This is a genomic window from Ruegeria sp. CJ6, from assembly GCF_056536665.1.
Genome location: NZ_JBQFQB010000001.1, coordinates 338,920 through 353,352 on the forward strand (window position 1 = coordinate 338,920; position 14,433 = coordinate 353,352).

General features: G+C 55.6%; 16 protein-coding genes. 11 read left to right on the top strand and 5 right to left on the bottom strand.

Features of this window, described 5'->3' with window-relative positions; translation table 11 throughout:
- Positions 1–234 precede the first annotated feature (234 nt).
- From ACR0BT_RS01685 to ACR0BT_RS01705, 5 genes are all read left to right on the top strand, one after another.
- Positions 235–1,236, top strand: coding sequence for a DctP family TRAP transporter solute-binding subunit (locus ACR0BT_RS01685; protein ID WP_480762407.1), 1,002 nt, complete (start codon positions 235–237; stop codon positions 1,234–1,236).
- Positions 1,237–1,352: 116 nt separating this feature from the next.
- The gene (locus ACR0BT_RS01690; protein ID WP_170393219.1) at positions 1,353–2,030 is read left to right on the top strand and encodes a TRAP transporter small permease; all 678 of its coding nucleotides are present in this window, start codon (positions 1,353–1,355) and stop codon (positions 2,028–2,030) included.
- Entirely contained in the window at positions 2,030–3,406 is a 1,377-nt protein-coding gene (locus ACR0BT_RS01695; RefSeq protein WP_170393218.1) for a TRAP transporter large permease, read from the top strand. The genes ACR0BT_RS01690 and ACR0BT_RS01695 overlap by 1 nt, the downstream gene beginning before the upstream one ends.
- A 157-nt stretch (positions 3,407–3,563) precedes the next feature.
- A complete protein-coding gene (locus ACR0BT_RS01700) occupies positions 3,564–3,875 on the top strand; it encodes a DMT family transporter (protein WP_170510169.1) in 312 nt (103 codons plus the stop codon).
- Positions 3,876–3,940: 65 nt separating this feature from the next.
- Positions 3,941–4,387: a nucleoside deaminase gene (locus ACR0BT_RS01705; RefSeq protein ID WP_170510166.1), complete on the top strand. Its 447-nt coding sequence runs from the start codon at positions 3,941–3,943 to the stop codon at positions 4,385–4,387.
- A 9-nt stretch (positions 4,388–4,396) separates the two neighbouring features.
- On the opposite strand, the gene tpiA is transcribed toward ACR0BT_RS01705, so the two are convergent.
- Positions 4,397–5,146 (bottom strand): triose-phosphate isomerase, encoded by a 750-nt coding sequence (gene tpiA / locus ACR0BT_RS01710; protein WP_170465411.1) that lies wholly within the window; start codon positions 5,144–5,146, stop codon positions 4,397–4,399.
- A 120-nt stretch (positions 5,147–5,266) separates the two neighbouring features.
- On the opposite strand from tpiA, the gene ACR0BT_RS01715 reads away from it, so the two are divergent.
- Positions 5,267–6,181 (top strand): isopenicillin N synthase family oxygenase, encoded by a 915-nt coding sequence (locus ACR0BT_RS01715; protein ID WP_170393214.1) that lies wholly within the window; start codon positions 5,267–5,269, stop codon positions 6,179–6,181.
- Here the strand turns inward: ACR0BT_RS01715 and ACR0BT_RS01720 are convergent.
- Positions 6,178–6,543: a HesB/IscA family protein gene (locus tag ACR0BT_RS01720; protein WP_170465407.1), complete on the bottom strand. Its 366-nt coding sequence runs from the start codon at positions 6,541–6,543 to the stop codon at positions 6,178–6,180. The two genes, ACR0BT_RS01715 and ACR0BT_RS01720, sit on opposite strands and share 4 nt — an antisense overlap.
- A gap of 164 nt (positions 6,544–6,707) precedes the next feature.
- Here ACR0BT_RS01720 and ACR0BT_RS01725 point away from each other — a divergent pair, with 164 nt between their 5' ends.
- Positions 6,708–7,031 carry a hypothetical protein gene (locus tag ACR0BT_RS01725; RefSeq protein ID WP_170405485.1) on the top strand — a complete coding sequence of 108 codons (324 nt, stop codon included), beginning with the start codon at positions 6,708–6,710 and terminating at the stop codon, positions 7,029–7,031.
- 304 nt (positions 7,032–7,335) lie between these two features.
- On the opposite strand, the gene ACR0BT_RS01730 is transcribed toward ACR0BT_RS01725, so the two are convergent.
- The 3 genes from ACR0BT_RS01730 to ACR0BT_RS01740 form a co-directional block, all read right to left on the bottom strand.
- Positions 7,336–7,698, bottom strand: a complete 363-nt coding sequence (locus tag ACR0BT_RS01730; protein ID WP_170393211.1) for an SUF system Fe-S cluster assembly protein — start codon at positions 7,696–7,698, stop codon at positions 7,336–7,338.
- A gap of 95 nt (positions 7,699–7,793) precedes the next feature.
- Complete coding sequence (locus ACR0BT_RS01735; protein WP_170405488.1) at positions 7,794–8,072, bottom strand: NfeD family protein; 279 nt, start codon at positions 8,070–8,072, stop codon at positions 7,794–7,796.
- Positions 8,072–8,962, bottom strand: coding sequence for an SPFH domain-containing protein (locus tag ACR0BT_RS01740; RefSeq protein ID WP_170393209.1), 891 nt, complete (start codon positions 8,960–8,962; stop codon positions 8,072–8,074). The genes ACR0BT_RS01735 and ACR0BT_RS01740 overlap by 1 nt, the downstream gene beginning before the upstream one ends.
- A gap of 175 nt (positions 8,963–9,137) precedes the next feature.
- On the opposite strand from ACR0BT_RS01740, the gene ACR0BT_RS01745 reads away from it, so the two are divergent.
- From ACR0BT_RS01745 to lon, 4 genes are all read left to right on the top strand, one after another.
- Entirely contained in the window at positions 9,138–10,049 is a 912-nt protein-coding gene (locus ACR0BT_RS01745; protein ID WP_480762409.1) for a nucleoside hydrolase, read from the top strand.
- Between the two features lie 63 nt (positions 10,050–10,112).
- A complete protein-coding gene (gene tgt, locus ACR0BT_RS01750; protein ID WP_170817880.1) occupies positions 10,113–11,243 on the top strand; it encodes a tRNA guanosine(34) transglycosylase Tgt in 1,131 nt (376 codons plus the stop codon).
- Positions 11,244–11,335: 92 nt separating this feature from the next.
- Complete coding sequence (locus ACR0BT_RS01755; protein ID WP_170421378.1) at positions 11,336–11,746, top strand: DUF6636 domain-containing protein; 411 nt, start codon at positions 11,336–11,338, stop codon at positions 11,744–11,746.
- Positions 11,747–11,979: 233 nt separating this feature from the next.
- Positions 11,980–14,388, top strand: coding sequence for an endopeptidase La (lon, locus tag ACR0BT_RS01760; protein WP_170393206.1), 2,409 nt, complete (start codon positions 11,980–11,982; stop codon positions 14,386–14,388).
- Positions 14,389–14,433: the final 45 nt, after the last annotated feature.

The window sequence follows — 14,433 nt, forward strand, 5'->3', positions numbered from 1 at the left end:
AATTCGCACAAGGTGCTGACTGCCTGTGCGAAAAATCGCACAGCGTAGTTCTGCCGAAACACCAGATTTATAACGATCATCATTTAACAGTAAGAAATTAATTGGAAAAAACAGATTTCAGTAACATCTAAACAAAATGTTGAGAGTGAGGAGCCGATTCGGTTCACTCCGCAACATACGGCGCTGATTGAGCGCTCGATGGAAGTTTTAGGGAAGTCTGGGAGGATAAGACTGATGAAATTCCTGACAACGGCAGCAACCGCAATCGCACTGTCCGTGACAGCGACCGCTGGTGTAGCAGCTTGCGATGATGGCGAGATCGTCGTGAAGTTTGCGCATGTGACCAATACGGACAAACACCCCAAGGGCATCGCCGCTTCGCTGCTTGAGCAGCGCGTCAATGACGAGATGAACGGCGTGATGTGCATGGAGGTTTATCCGAACTCCACTCTTTACAACGATGACAAGGTTCTTGAAGCGATGCTGCAGGGCGACGTGCAGTTGGCCGCGCCCTCGCTGTCGAAGTTCGAGAAATTTACAAAGCAATTCCGCCTGTTCGATCTGCCGTTCATGTTCAAGAACATCGATGCTGTGGATGCGTTCCAAGCCTCGGCTGATGGTCAGGCGATGAAAGACAGCATGCAGCGCCGCGGCCTTCAAGGGCTGGCATTCTGGCACAATGGCATGAAGCAGATGTCTGCGAACAAGCCGTTGGAAGATCCTTCGGATGCGAACGGCCTGAAGTTCCGCGTTCAGTCATCGGACGTATTGGTTGCCCAGATGGAAGCAATTGGTGGCAGCCCTCAGAAGATGGCGTTCTCGGAAGTGTACGGTGCTCTGCAACAGGGCGTTGTTGACGGGCAGGAAAACACCTGGTCGAACATCTACGGCAAGAAGTTCTTCGAGGTGCAGGACGGCATCACAGAAACGAACCACGGTATCATCGATTATCTGGTTGTAACCTCAGTTGACTGGCTGGAAAGCCTGGAGCCTGAAGTTCGCGATCAATTCCTGACGATTCTCGCCGAAGTGACCGAGACCCGTAATAAGGAGGCCTTTTCCGTAAACGAAGCTGCCAAGGCTTCGATCACTGACGCAGGGGGCATCATCCGGGAACTGAACCCCGAGCAGCGCCAGGCCTGGGTCGATGCGATGAAGCCAGTCTGGGACAAATTTGCCGGTGACGTTGGTCAGGACAAGATTGACGCCGCACAGGCGATCAACGCCGGGTTCTGATCCCGGTTCAAGCCACGCGTCCGGGGACTGGGGAGTTATGGACGCATTGGCTGGGCGGGCCTTAGTGGCCCGCCACACTCCCACCACTCTCATCAAAAAAATGCGGGGACAGAGAGATGTCTGGTGCGAAACCCGGCCAAGGCGGGCTGGTCGACCATATCGAAGAAACCATGATTGCGTGCCTGTTGGGTCTGATGACAATTGTCACCTTCGCCAATGTGATCGCGCGGTTTGTATTCAATTCTAACATTCTTTGGGCGCTGGAACTGACAGTATTCACCTTCGGTTGGTTGGTGCTGCTGGGTGCGTCTTATGCAGTGAAAAAGCATGCACATCTGGGTGTTGATGCGATCCTGAACATGCTGGCCCCCGCGCCACGCCGGGTTTTGGCGCTGATAGCCGTGGCTTGCTGTCTGGTGTTTTCTCTGCTCCTGCTCAAGGGTTCGTATGACTACTGGGCAGTGTTTGCCGATCTGCCGCCCACCTCGGGTCGCTGGTTTCCGACCGGCTTTGACATGAGTGCGCGCAGCCAGAGCTTCTATGAAGTTGATGATATCCCGATGGTCGCGCCGCTGCGGTTTCTGGAAGATATGATCAACTATGGCGAATATTACGAGAAACTGCCCAAGGTCGTTCCGTATTTCGTTCTGCCTCTTTCGATGTTGCTGCTGGTGATCCGTTTTGCACAGGTCGCAGTACAGATTTGGCGCGGTGAAACTGATCGCCTTGTAGCTAGCCACGAGGTTGAGGACGAGATCGAAGAAGTCCGCGCCCAGCAGGGGGAGCATGACTGATGGACGTCGTACTACTTTTCTCGATGGTCATTGGCCTATTGTTGATCGGCGTTCCGATCGCGGTGGCACTTGGTCTCAGCTCGACCCTCTTCCTGCTGATCTATTCCGACAGCTCATTGGCTTCGGTCGCGGGCACGCTGTTTGAGGCATTTGAGGGGCATTTCACCCTCTTGGCTATCCCGTTTTTCATTCTCGCGTCATCTTTCATGACCACAGGTGGAGTGGCGCGGCGGATCATCCGGTTCTCGATCGCTTGTGTGGGGCACTTGCCCGGAGGTCTGGCAATTGCTGGCGTCTTCGCTTGTATGTTGTTTGCGGCCTTGTCCGGTTCGTCTCCGGCGACAGTTGTGGCCATCGGATCGATCGTCATCGCTGGCATGCGTCAGGTGGGCTATTCCAAGGAATTCGCCGCCGGTGTGATCTGTAACGCAGGGACACTGGGCATTCTGATTCCGCCATCAATCGTGATGGTGGTCTATGCGGCAGCCGTGGAGGTTTCGGTCGGGCGAATGTTCCTTGCAGGCGTTATTCCGGGTTTGATGGCCGGTCTGATGCTGATGATCACCATTTACGTCATGGCCAAGGTCAAGAACCTTCCCAAAGGCGATTGGAAAGGTTGGGGCGAAGTTTTCACCTCGGCGCGCGAGGCCGGTTGGGGTCTGTTCCTGATCGTCATCATCCTCGGCGGTATCTACGGAGGTATCTTTACCCCGACCGAGGCCGCGGCTGTTGCTGCCGTCTATGCGTTCCTGATCGCAAGTTTTGTCTACAAGGATATGGGGCCGCTCAGCACCGAAGGGGATGCGCAGAACATCTCGCTGCTCAAGAAACCCTATGCGTTGATCACGGCCTTTGTGCACCCCGACACCAAGCATACACTTTTCGAGGCGGGCAAGCTGACTGTCACGCTGCTGTTCGTGATCGCCAACGCGCTGATCCTAAAACATGTGCTGACGGATGAGCAGGTGCCTCAGCATATCGCAAGCGCCATGCTATCGGCGGGTCTGGGGCCAGTGACTTTCCTGATTGTGGTCAACGTGATCCTGCTGATCGGTGGCCAGTTCATGGAGCCCTCAGGTCTGCTGGTCATTGTGGCCCCGCTGGTCTTCCCGATTGCCATCGAGTTGGGTATCGATCCGATCCATCTGGGCATTATCATGGTGGTGAACATGGAGATCGGGATGATCACGCCTCCGGTCGGGTTGAACCTGTTCGTAACCTCGGGCGTAGCGGGTATGCCGATGATGAGTGTTGTGAAGGCAGCGTTGCCGTTCTTGGCCGTGCTGTTCGTCTTCCTAATCATGGTTACGTATATCCCGTGGATTTCGACATTCCTGCCCAACACATTCATGGGGCCTGAGATTATAACCAACTAGATCGGTTACACCGAACATATGAACCGGGCGGTGTAATCCGCCCGGTTTTTTTTGCCTTGAAACCGATGCCCAAACACATATTTGTGGATCAGAGGACGACCTCACCATCATGGACGATTATTCGGGACGACCCGATCTCGGAAAGTGAGGTGTTCTTATGCCCTGGATATTACTGTTGTTTGCTGGCCTCCTCGAAATCGTCTGGGCCGTCGCGATGAAGCAGACCGCTGGTTTCACGCGGCTGTGGCCGACGGCGATCATGGGTGTTGCGATGATCGGGTCATTTGGCCTGCTTGCAATGGCGATGCGGGATCTACCGCTTGGCACCGCCTACACGATCTGGACCGGGATCGGCGCAGTAGGGGCGTTCACTGTTGGCATCCTATTCCTGGGTGAAGCGCTGACGCCCATGCGGATCGGCGCTGCGATTCTAATCGTGACGGGTTTGGTCATCATGAAACTGGCCTAAGCGTTGACCGCCGTAGTGGTGTCGGGCAGCTTTGCGAAACAACTCCGAACAAAGGACACCTGCATATGCTGACCGACACCGATGCACGCTTGCTGCGCGTTGCCTATGATGAGGCGAAAGCTGGATTTGACGAAGGAGGCTGCCCAATCGGTTCAGTGCTTGCGCGGGGTGGTGAGGTCGTTGCGCAAGGGCGTAATCAGCGTGTCCAACTGGGCGACCCGATCGCCCATGGGGAAATGGATGCGCTGCGCAAGGCAGGGCGGCAGAAGACCTATCGCGATACTGTGCTTTATACCTCGCTGTCGCCTTGCATGATGTGTTCTGGCACGATCGTACAGTTCGGTATCCCGCGCGTTGTGATCGGAGACACCGTGAATTTTGGCGGCAATGAGGACTTCCTGCGCGATCGTGGTGTCGAGGTCATCATCGCAAATGACCCGGACTGCATTGCATTGATGAAGCGTTTTATCGAAGAGAAGCCCGCGCTTTGGGCCGAAGATATTGCCGAATGAGGTTGGCGATCAGGCGCTTTCAAGCGCCTGAATGATGCCCGAGAAATCATTTGCTTTCAGACTGGCGCCACCCACCAACGCTCCGTCAACATTTGAAACGCCAAAAATCTCTGCAGCATTACCGGGTTTGACCGATCCGCCATACAGCAGGCGGACTGACCGGCCGACACCTTCGCCAAATCGGCGTTCCAGACGTGCGCGTATGAAATCGTGCACTTCTCCGATCTCTTCCAAAGTTGGAACCTTACCGGTGCCGATGGCCCAGATCGGCTCATATGCGACAATCAGGTTCTCGCCTGTCGCTTGATCCGGGATCGAACCCGACATCTGTCCACCGATGATATCCAGAGTATTTGCTGCTTCGCGCTGCTCAAGGCTTTCACCGACGCAGATGATCGTCTTCAGGCCTGCATCCATGGCGGTGCGGGCTTTGGCACGAATGTCTTCGTTCTGCTCAGCATGATCTTCACGGCGCTCGGAATGGCCAAGGATCACTGCGCTCGCCCCTGCATCCAACAGCATCTCGGCACTCAGATCCCCGGTATGCGCACCCGAGAGCGCCGCGTGGCAGTCTTGGCCACCAACAGTAATGCCCGAACCTTCAACCGTATTTGCCGCGCGATGAAGCAAAGTGGCTGGTGGGCATATCAGGATTTCTACCGCAGAAGATGGGTGCGAGGCTTTCAACGCTTCCAGCTCGCTCAGCGCAACGCCAGTTCCGTTCATTTTCCAGTTGCCTGCCGCCAACTTACGCCGCATCGCGATCCCTCCGGTTTTCTGCTTTGAACCCTCGGATATCACCCGCAGGCGGGGCTGACAATTCCGGTTGCATAGCGCTACGTGTCGGGACACATTGCGCGCGTTGTTGCGGAGGATGGCATGATAGACGATCTCGATCTCGCCAAATTGGATCTGCGTGATCCAGCTGAGATGGAAAAGCTGAGACATGCTGTTCGCCAGATCGGATTTCTAACAATCTCCAATTCCGGCCTCGATGCCGCCCGTGTGCAGCTGGTGATTGACGCGTATCGCGATTTTTTTCGTCAACCCGATGAGATCAAGCAGAGCGTCGATATGGCAGCTACGGGTGCCAACCGCGGTTGGGGTGCGCCGCGTTCCGAACAGGTGGATCTCAGGGCGAACCCGGATTTCAAAGAAGTCTTTGATAGCGGTTTTGAACTGCCAGCCGATGATCCCTATGCGGGGCGGGGATTAAGTGTGTATGCCCCAAATCTCTGGCCAGACGGGGCCGACGCGTTTCGGAGAACGATTCAGAGTTACTATTCAGACGCCTGCTCAGTTGCCATTCGCGTTTTGCGCGCGATTGCGATTGCCATCGGTAGGGATGCAAACAGTTTTGATGCGGCCTTTGATACGCCAATGGCGCTGCTGCGCGGTAACTTCTATCCGCAACGCCCTGATTGGGCAGGAGAAAAGGACTTTGGTATCGGCGCGCATACGGATTATGGCTGCCTGACTTTGCTGGCCACGGACGGCACACCGGGTCTGGAAGTTCGTATGCCTGATGGCGATTGGCAAGCTGTAAACGCCACGCCGGGACAATTCATAATCAATTTCGGGGAGATGCTGGAGTTTTGGACGGCAGGAGAAGTCAAAGCGACCGAGCATAGGGTCAAAGGCAGCGTGAACGAGAGGATCTCGGTTCCGTTGTTCTTTAATCCTTCTTACGACACAAATGTTGCGCCCCCGGGTTCATACGCCACGATCCGCGCCGGAGAGCACCTGACGCGGCGATTTAATGAGACCTACGTCCACCTAAAAGCTGCGAGTTAGCGTTGTTCAGCCAAGGTTTCGTCGAACTTGATCGATTCTCCGCATCCGCATGCATCGACTACATTCGGGTTTCGGAACTTGAACCCGGCCTCAAGCAGTGAAACCTCGTAGTCGATCTCGGTTCCGAACAGGAACATCTGTGCCATGGGGGCGATCATCACACGCGCGCCATCCTGCTCGACCACTTCGTCATTCGGGTCGGCATCATCGACATAGTCCATGGTGTATTCCATCCCCGCACAGCCGCCTTTCTTGACGCCGATGCGCAATCCGGTGTGACCGCCGGATTTCATAAGCCGAACAATCTGTTCAGCAGCTTTAGGTGTCATGGTCACGGCTTGTTTGCCGGGAATGCCAAACATAGTGGGCTCCGTTATCGCGCGTTATATCTAATCTAAGGCCGACACGCGCCGGGCTCAAGAGAGAGCCTGTTCAAATACACGCTCCGAGCAGGGTTGTCACGATGGTGCGCAAAGCTTTAGCGTATCTGAAGTAAAGGACAGGCATTCCAGAGAGGGTTGGATCGATGAGAGCGCAGAACTGGGCAGGAGCAGCCATTTTCACATCTATGTTGCTGGCGTCCGCGTCTGCGGCATTTGCGATAGATGACACAAAACGGCACCCGGTCAACTGTGCTACCGCACCTGGTGATCTGCGCGCAATCGCAGCTGAAAAGAAACATGCCGAGGACCAGCAGGCTGAAAGCGTGTTCTCGATCCTCCCTGCCGGTGCCTTGCTGGGTCTCGTCACAGGAACCGAGAGCAAGCACCTGAAGATGCTGTCAGGCGACTATATAAAAGAGCTGGACGCGCGCGCTGCTGAAATCAAGTCGACCTGTAACATCGAATAATCAAACAAAAAGGGCCGCTCTCGGGCAAGAGCGGCCCGGAATGGGCCCATTGAATGGGGGATGGCTATGGTCAGAGGCCCATGCAATTCACGAAGTATGTCAATTTAGCGGGGCAATCGGATAAGACGCCCGCTACTCGACATCCTGCGCCAGCACGTCCAGCAGATCGAAAAACGCATGCTTAATCACTGGGTCAGTACCTGAGGACCTTGTGACCCAGCATTGTGACAACATGAAAACGGTTAAGTAACACGCAGTACACCGTTTTGTAACATCGCCATGTTTTTTGTGAGTAAGTCGAGAGTTACATGAAACCCAGCTCAAGCCGGGCTTCATCTGACATCATTTCCATGCCCCAAGGTGGCTCCCAAGTCAGTTCGACGTCGACCTCTTTGACGCCAGCAACGGGTTCGATTGCTTCCACGATCCAACCGGGCATTTCGCCTGCGACAGGACAACCCGGCGCAGTGAGGGTCATGATCACCTTGACCGCGTTTTCTCCGGTGATGTCGATCGTATAGATCAGACCGAGATCGTAGATATTGACCGGTATTTCTGGGTCAAACACCGTCCGGCAAGCTTCGACCACGGGTTCGTAGAGCGGGTGATCGATGGTCGAGGGAGCGATTAGGGGGCTGCCTTCGAACTGTTCACTGGGGTGGGTCATTGATGCCTCGGGTCTGTTACCTGAGAAATTATATAGGGAAAGTGCCGGGCAGCGTCCAGAGGTGCCGTGGCGCCTGATTTGGGCGCCACGACAGATCAGTCGTTGATGTCGTGCTTGAAGGTTTTGACTTGGCCGTGCGGCAAGGCAAACATACGGCGCAGAACCAGCCATGCGACCAGTGATAGAACGGCAAATATCAACAGCAGAACAGGCAGGGATGGCGTGAGGCCAGGGATCAGCAAAACCACTCCGGTAATGGCTGCACCGATGGCAAAACCCAGGAAAATGAAGCCGGGCAGCGCGACCTCAAGGATGCCCAGAGCAAGCGCTCCGGCCAACCAAATCCACCACGTCAGCCAGAATGGATCGGCCATCATTTTCCTCCTTTAAGCATGTTAAAGGCATTGCCGAAGGCTTCAAGGGCGTTTGCAGGCACAACGATGGTCTGCGAGCCGGTGCCGTTGCCTAGGGCGTTCAGCGATTCCACCTGTTTCAACGCAACCTGATACTGTGCCGCTTCCAGCCCGTTGTCTTGAATGGCCTTTGCCACGACCTGAGTCGCATAAGCTTCGGCCTCAGCCGAGATTCGGCGGGCCTTGGCGGTCTGCTCTGCCGCATAAAGTTCGGCATCTGCCTGCAGCTCAACGGCACGCTTTTGGCCCTCGGCCTCGGTCACCTGTGCGCGGCGGGCACGTTCGGCGTTCAATTGCTGCAACATCGCGTCACGAGTGGCCTGATCGAGGTTCACGTCCAGAATCTCGGCGCGGGTTACTTCGATCCCCCAATCGTCAACGGCGGTTTCGACACTTTCCTGAATACGTTCAATTAGTTGCGCCCGGTTCGATTGCACTTCATCCAGGTCCATCTTGCCGATCTCGGCGCGGACGATACCGGCTACGGTCGTTGCAATCGCACCGTCGACATCGCGGATGCGATAGACCGTCTTTTCCGGCTCGAGAATGCGGTAGAACACCGAGGTATCGATCTGCACCAGAACGTTGTCCTTGGTAATTGCGTCTTGCGTTGCGTTTGGCAACTGACGCTCAAGGATGGATATCTTGTGGCGGGCAACATCTAGAAAAGGAACGATAAAATTGATCCCGGGCCCAAGCACCGAATGCAGGCGGCCAAACCGTTCAACAACGTATTTCTCGGATTGAGGCACGATCTTGATGCCCTTGAAGATGACAATGGCAATAAGCGCCGCTGCCAGCAGGTAGATAATGTTCGAAGTAATCAGTCCGATAATCTGGTCTTCTATCATACTGTCCTCATTTATTGTGTACTATGGTATACATATGGGGATTGAATCGCTCAATTTCAACTCTGGTATGGATTGTACAGGCTGGAATGCAAATCTGTGAAAGCGTTCATACCGGCCAGAAATTCCCTTTTGTGGCAGCTTTGCATCCCACTGGTGTTTGCGTTATCGGACGAGGATGAAACTGATTATCGATACAGACCCCGGCATCGACGACGCAATGGCCATTGCCTATGCCGCCGCTGCGTCCGAAATTGACCTGATCGGCCTGACCACCGTGTTCGGCAACACCCATGTGCATCAATCCAGCCGCAATGCGCGATTTCTGGTGGACAAACTGGGGCTCGGCATTCCCGTGGCCCAAGGCGCGCCCTTCGCATTGGGAGAGATCGCGCATTCACCTTCTGAACATGTGCACGGCCCCGAAGGCTTTGGTGACCTGACCCAGATTGAAGAGATCGGTGAAAACCACGCCCTGTCCGCCGCAGAGTTTCTTGTCGACATGGCGCGCAGCCATCGCGGAGAGCTGGTCGTATGCGCGGTTGGGCCATTGACCAATATCGCTGATGCCATGCGATTGGACCCTGAGTTTGCAGAGAATCTTGGCAAGCTCGTCATCATGGGCGGGGCCGTGTACTGCCCGGGCAACATCACCGAACATGCCGAGGCGAATATCTATCACGATGCCAAAGCTGCAGACGAAGTCTTTGCCGCGCCGCCGCCTACGATTCTGGTGGGATTGGATGTGACTCTGAAAACGCTCTACGAGACCGCTGATTTTGAGGCGCTCTCTGAACGTTCCCCTGACATGGGTGGTTTTCTGCGTGATATCTCACGCTTCTATTTAAAGTTCTACAAAGAGATCGGTGGGCTTGAAGGGTGCGGACTGCATGACTCGACTGCCGTTATCGCCTGCACCCATGAACCGATGTTCGAAATGGTCGAAACGGGTTTGCAGGTGGCGTTGGACGGGGCTGAAATCGGTGCGACTCGTCCTGACCCTGCACGGCCACCAGTGCGAGTGTGCCGGGATGTCGATGGGGCAGGGGTGGTGCGCCTGTTTACGGACCGTGTAGCCTCGCTGCCCTGACGGGTTGCAATGCCCTTGCAGATCGGGCAAAGCCTGCCCGGTTCAGCGATCCAAGGCGTTACCATGACCCAGCGATTTTCTTTCGACCTGAAATCCACCGATGGCAAGGCCCGCACAGGCGTGATCAACACGCCGCGCGGTGAGGTGCGGACGCCAGCGTTCATGCCTGTGGGCACAGCCGCGACCGTCAAGGCGATGATGCCGGAAAGTGTGCGCGCCACGGGTGCCGATATTCTGTTGGGCAACACCTATCATCTGATGCTGCGCCCAACGGCCGAGCGTATCGATCGTTTGGGAGGCCTGCACAAGTTCATGAACTGGGACCGGCCCATCCTGACGGATTCTGGCGGATTTCAGGTGATGTCGCTGGCCGGTCTGCGCAAACTGACCGAGAAGGGCGTGACCTTTAAATCTCACGTCGATGGCTCGAAGCACGAATTGACGCCGGAACGGTCGATGGAAATCCAGCGGCTTTTGGGCTCGGACATCGTCATGTGCTTTGATGAATGCCCTGCGCTGCCCGCCGATCGCGACCGTATCGCCGAGTCCATGCGCCTTTCGATGCGGTGGGCCGCGCGGTCGCGCGAAGCGTTTGGAGACCGCCCCGGACATGCCCTGTTTGGGATCATGCAGGGCGGGCTGGAACAAGATCTTCGGGAAGAAAGTGCCGAGGCACTTAAGCAGGTCGGTTTTGAAGGCTACGCCGTCGGCGGCCTTGCCGTGGGTGAGGGGCAGGAGGCCATGTTCAGCTGCCTTGACTATGCGCCTGACTTCTTGCCCCAGGATAAACCGCGTTATCTGATGGGCGTAGGCAAGCCTGATGATATCGTAGGTGCCGTTGCACGTGGGATAGATATGATGGATTGCGTTCTACCTTCGCGGTCGGGTCGCACCGGGCAGGTGTTCACGCGTTACGGTGTGGTCAATATCAAGAACGCCCGCCATGCTGACGACCCACGCCCGCTGGATGAGAACTGCACATGCCCCGCGTGTTCAAGTTATTCTCGCGCCTACTTGCATCACGTGTTCCGCTCGAATGAGATGATCTCGGGCATGCTGCTGACTTGGCACAATCTGCATTACTTTCAGGAAATCATGCAGGGAATGCGGGACGCGATTTCACAGGGCACATTCGCAGAGTGGCAATCGCAATTCCACGCGCTTCGGGAGCAAGGCGATATTGAACCGCTGTAGATTGTGGCCATTGCGGTGACAAACGTAGTATTTTTTGCTATACTGTTCGCGCATTATTTACCATTTTCATTTGTTTTGTTCAGGAGGATTCAATGCCTCGCTTTATTGCTTCTATCGCAATCGTTTTTTGCGCCTCGACATCTCTTGCGGATGTCTGGACCTTCGAAACCCCGTCCGAGAATATTCAGTGTGTCGTCGGGCAGGGGGCAAGTGTTTCGGACCTGTCTTGCACCATAATTGAGCGGAGTGGTGCGCCTGCGTTCCCGCGCCCGGCGGATTGCCAGTCGGACTGGGGACATGATTTTTTCATGACCAATACGGGCGCCGTCCGCATGCTGTGCCAACCAGTCAGCCATAACCGGGACGGATTTGACCGTGCAGACTACGGCGTAACCGGAGAGTTTGGCGGGTTCGTTTGCCATTCCTCGAAAAAGGGCTTGGAATGTAGAAACGAAGTCGGTCATGGCTTCTTTTTGTCCCGAGCTAAGCAGAGGGTGTTCTGATCCACGCTGGATGATTTGTTGCCCGTTTTAATGCTGGGTTCGCTAAAATCGGTGGATATGTCTGTCGGATGCCTTGAAGTCCCCAAATCATCCGGTCATGCTGCATCACGACAAACGACGATGAGGTTGAAATGGGGGAACAGGTGCCCCACCTTTATCGTCCAAGACAGGAGATGGCCAAAGGTTGCCTGAATCAGGGACCAGCGCCGTCTTGCCAATGATAAGGATAGAGCATGCAAGAGCCTCTGAATTCCTCATACCCCGTCCTGCCGCTGCGCGATATCGTGGTCTTTCCACATATGATCGTGCCGCTGTTCGTGGGCCGTGACAAATCGGTCCGCGCCCTGGAAGAGGTGATGCAGGATGACAAGCAAATTCTGTTGTCCAGCCAGATTGATCCTGGTGAGGATGATCCGGAAATCGACGGTATCTACCGCTCGGGCGTTCTGGCCAACGTGCTGCAACTGCTGAAACTGCCCGATGGCACCGTGAAGGTGCTTGTCGAGGGGCAGGCGCGGGTGCAGATCACAGAATTCCTTGAAAACGATCAGTTTTTCGAAGCGCGCGCCGAGTATCTGACCGAGATTCCGGGCGATGTCACCACGACCGAAGCGCTGTTGCGCACCGTCGCGGACGAGTTTGAGCGCTATGCAAAAGTGCGCAAGAATATCCCCGAAGAGGCGCTGGCCGCCGTCGGTGAAACCACCGAGCCTGCAAAGTTGGCCGACCTTGTGTCAGGTCATCTGGGCATCGAGGTTGAACAGAAACAGGAACTGCTTGAGACGCTCTCGGTGAGCGAGCGGCTTGAGAAGGTCTATGGCCTGATGCAGGGCGAGATGTCGGTTCTGCAGGTCGAGAAAAAGATCAAGACCCGCGTCAAATCCCAGATGGAGAAGACGCAGCGCGAATACTATCTGAATGAGCAGATGAAAGCCATTCAGAAGGAGCTTGGCGATGGTGAGGACGGCAGCAACGAAGTTGCCGAACTGGAAGCCAAGATCAACGAGACCAAGCTGTCGAAAGAGGCGCGCGAAAAGGCCGAGGGTGAGCTGAAAAAGCTCAAGAACATGTCGCCCATGTCGGCTGAAGCGACCGTTGTGCGCAACTATCTGGACTGGATCCTGTCACTGCCGTGGGGCACCAAATCCCGCGTCAAAAAGGATCTGGGTCGCGCGCAGGACATTCTGGACGCCGATCACTATGGACTTGAGAAAGTCAAAGAGCGGATCGTCGAATATCTGGCGGTTCAGCAGAGGTCGAAGAAGCTGAAAGGCCCGATCCTGTGCCTTGTTGGCCCTCCGGGTGTGGGTAAAACCTCGCTGGGTAAATCGGTCGCAAAAGCCACGGGGCGCGAATTCATTCGCATCTCGCTGGGTGGTGTGCGCGACGAATCTGAGATTCGTGGCCACCGTCGGACTTATATCGGGTCGATGCCCGGCAAGATCATTCAGGCGCTGAAGAAGGCGAAAACCACAAACCCTCTCATCCTGCTCGATGAAATCGACAAGATGGGGCAGGATTTCCGTGGCGATCCAGCCTCGGCGATGCTGGAGGTGTTGGACCCGGAACAGAACAACACGTTCATGGATCATTATCTTGAGGTCGAATATGACCTGTCCAACGTGATGTTCCTGACCACGTCTAACAGCTACAACATGCCTGGGCCTCTGCTAGACCGGATGGAGATCATCCCGCTGGCCGGTTACACCGAAGAGGAAAAGAGCGAGATCGCCAAGCAACACCTGATCGACAAACAGGTCAAAAACCATGGTCTGAAAGCCAAGGAATTTGAGCTGACCGATGAGGCGTTGCAGTCGATCATCCGCACGTATACCCGCGAGGCGGGTGTGCGGAACCTCGAACGCGAAATCGCCAAAGTGGCGCGGAAATCGTTGACCAAGATCATCAAGAAAGAGGCGGAGACCGTAAAGGTGACGCCCGACAATCTGGATGATTTCCTTGGAGTGCCCAAGTTCCGTTATGGCTTGGCTGAACAGGACGATCAGGTTGGTGTAGTCACTGGCTTGGCCTGGACTTCGGTCGGTGGTGATCTGCTGCATATCGAGGCTCTGAAACTGCCCGGCAAAGGGCGGATGAAGACCACTGGTAAGCTGGGCGATGTGATGAAGGAATCGATCGACGCGGCGTCGTCTTACGTCCGATCAATTTCGCCTCAGATCGGAGTTAAACCGCCGCAGTTCGACAAAATCGATATCCACGTGCACGTGCCCGATGGTGCGACGCCAAAGGATGGTCCGTCTGCGGGCTTGGCTATGGTGACCTCGATTGTTTCGGTCCTGACCGGTATTCCTGTGCGCAAGGACATCGCCATGACAGGCGAGGTTTCGCTGCGCGGCAACGCGATGCCGATTGGCGGGCTGAAAGAAAAACTGCTGGCTGCCCTGCGTGGCGGGATCAAGACCGTCCTCATTCCCGAAGAGAATGAGAAGGATCTGGCGGATATCCCCGACAACGTAAAAGAAGGGCTGGAGATCATCGCGGTCAAACACGTCTCGGAAGTACTGGAGCAAGCGTTGATACGTAAGCCTGAGTCAATTGAGTGGGATGAGGCCGCTGAAGAGGCCGCTGCCGCTGCCGCCAAGGCGGCCGAAGGGGCAGGACCGTCGGCAACAGCCCACTAAGCCTGAAACAGATTAATTAGAAAGGCGGGGTCATTCCCCGCCTTT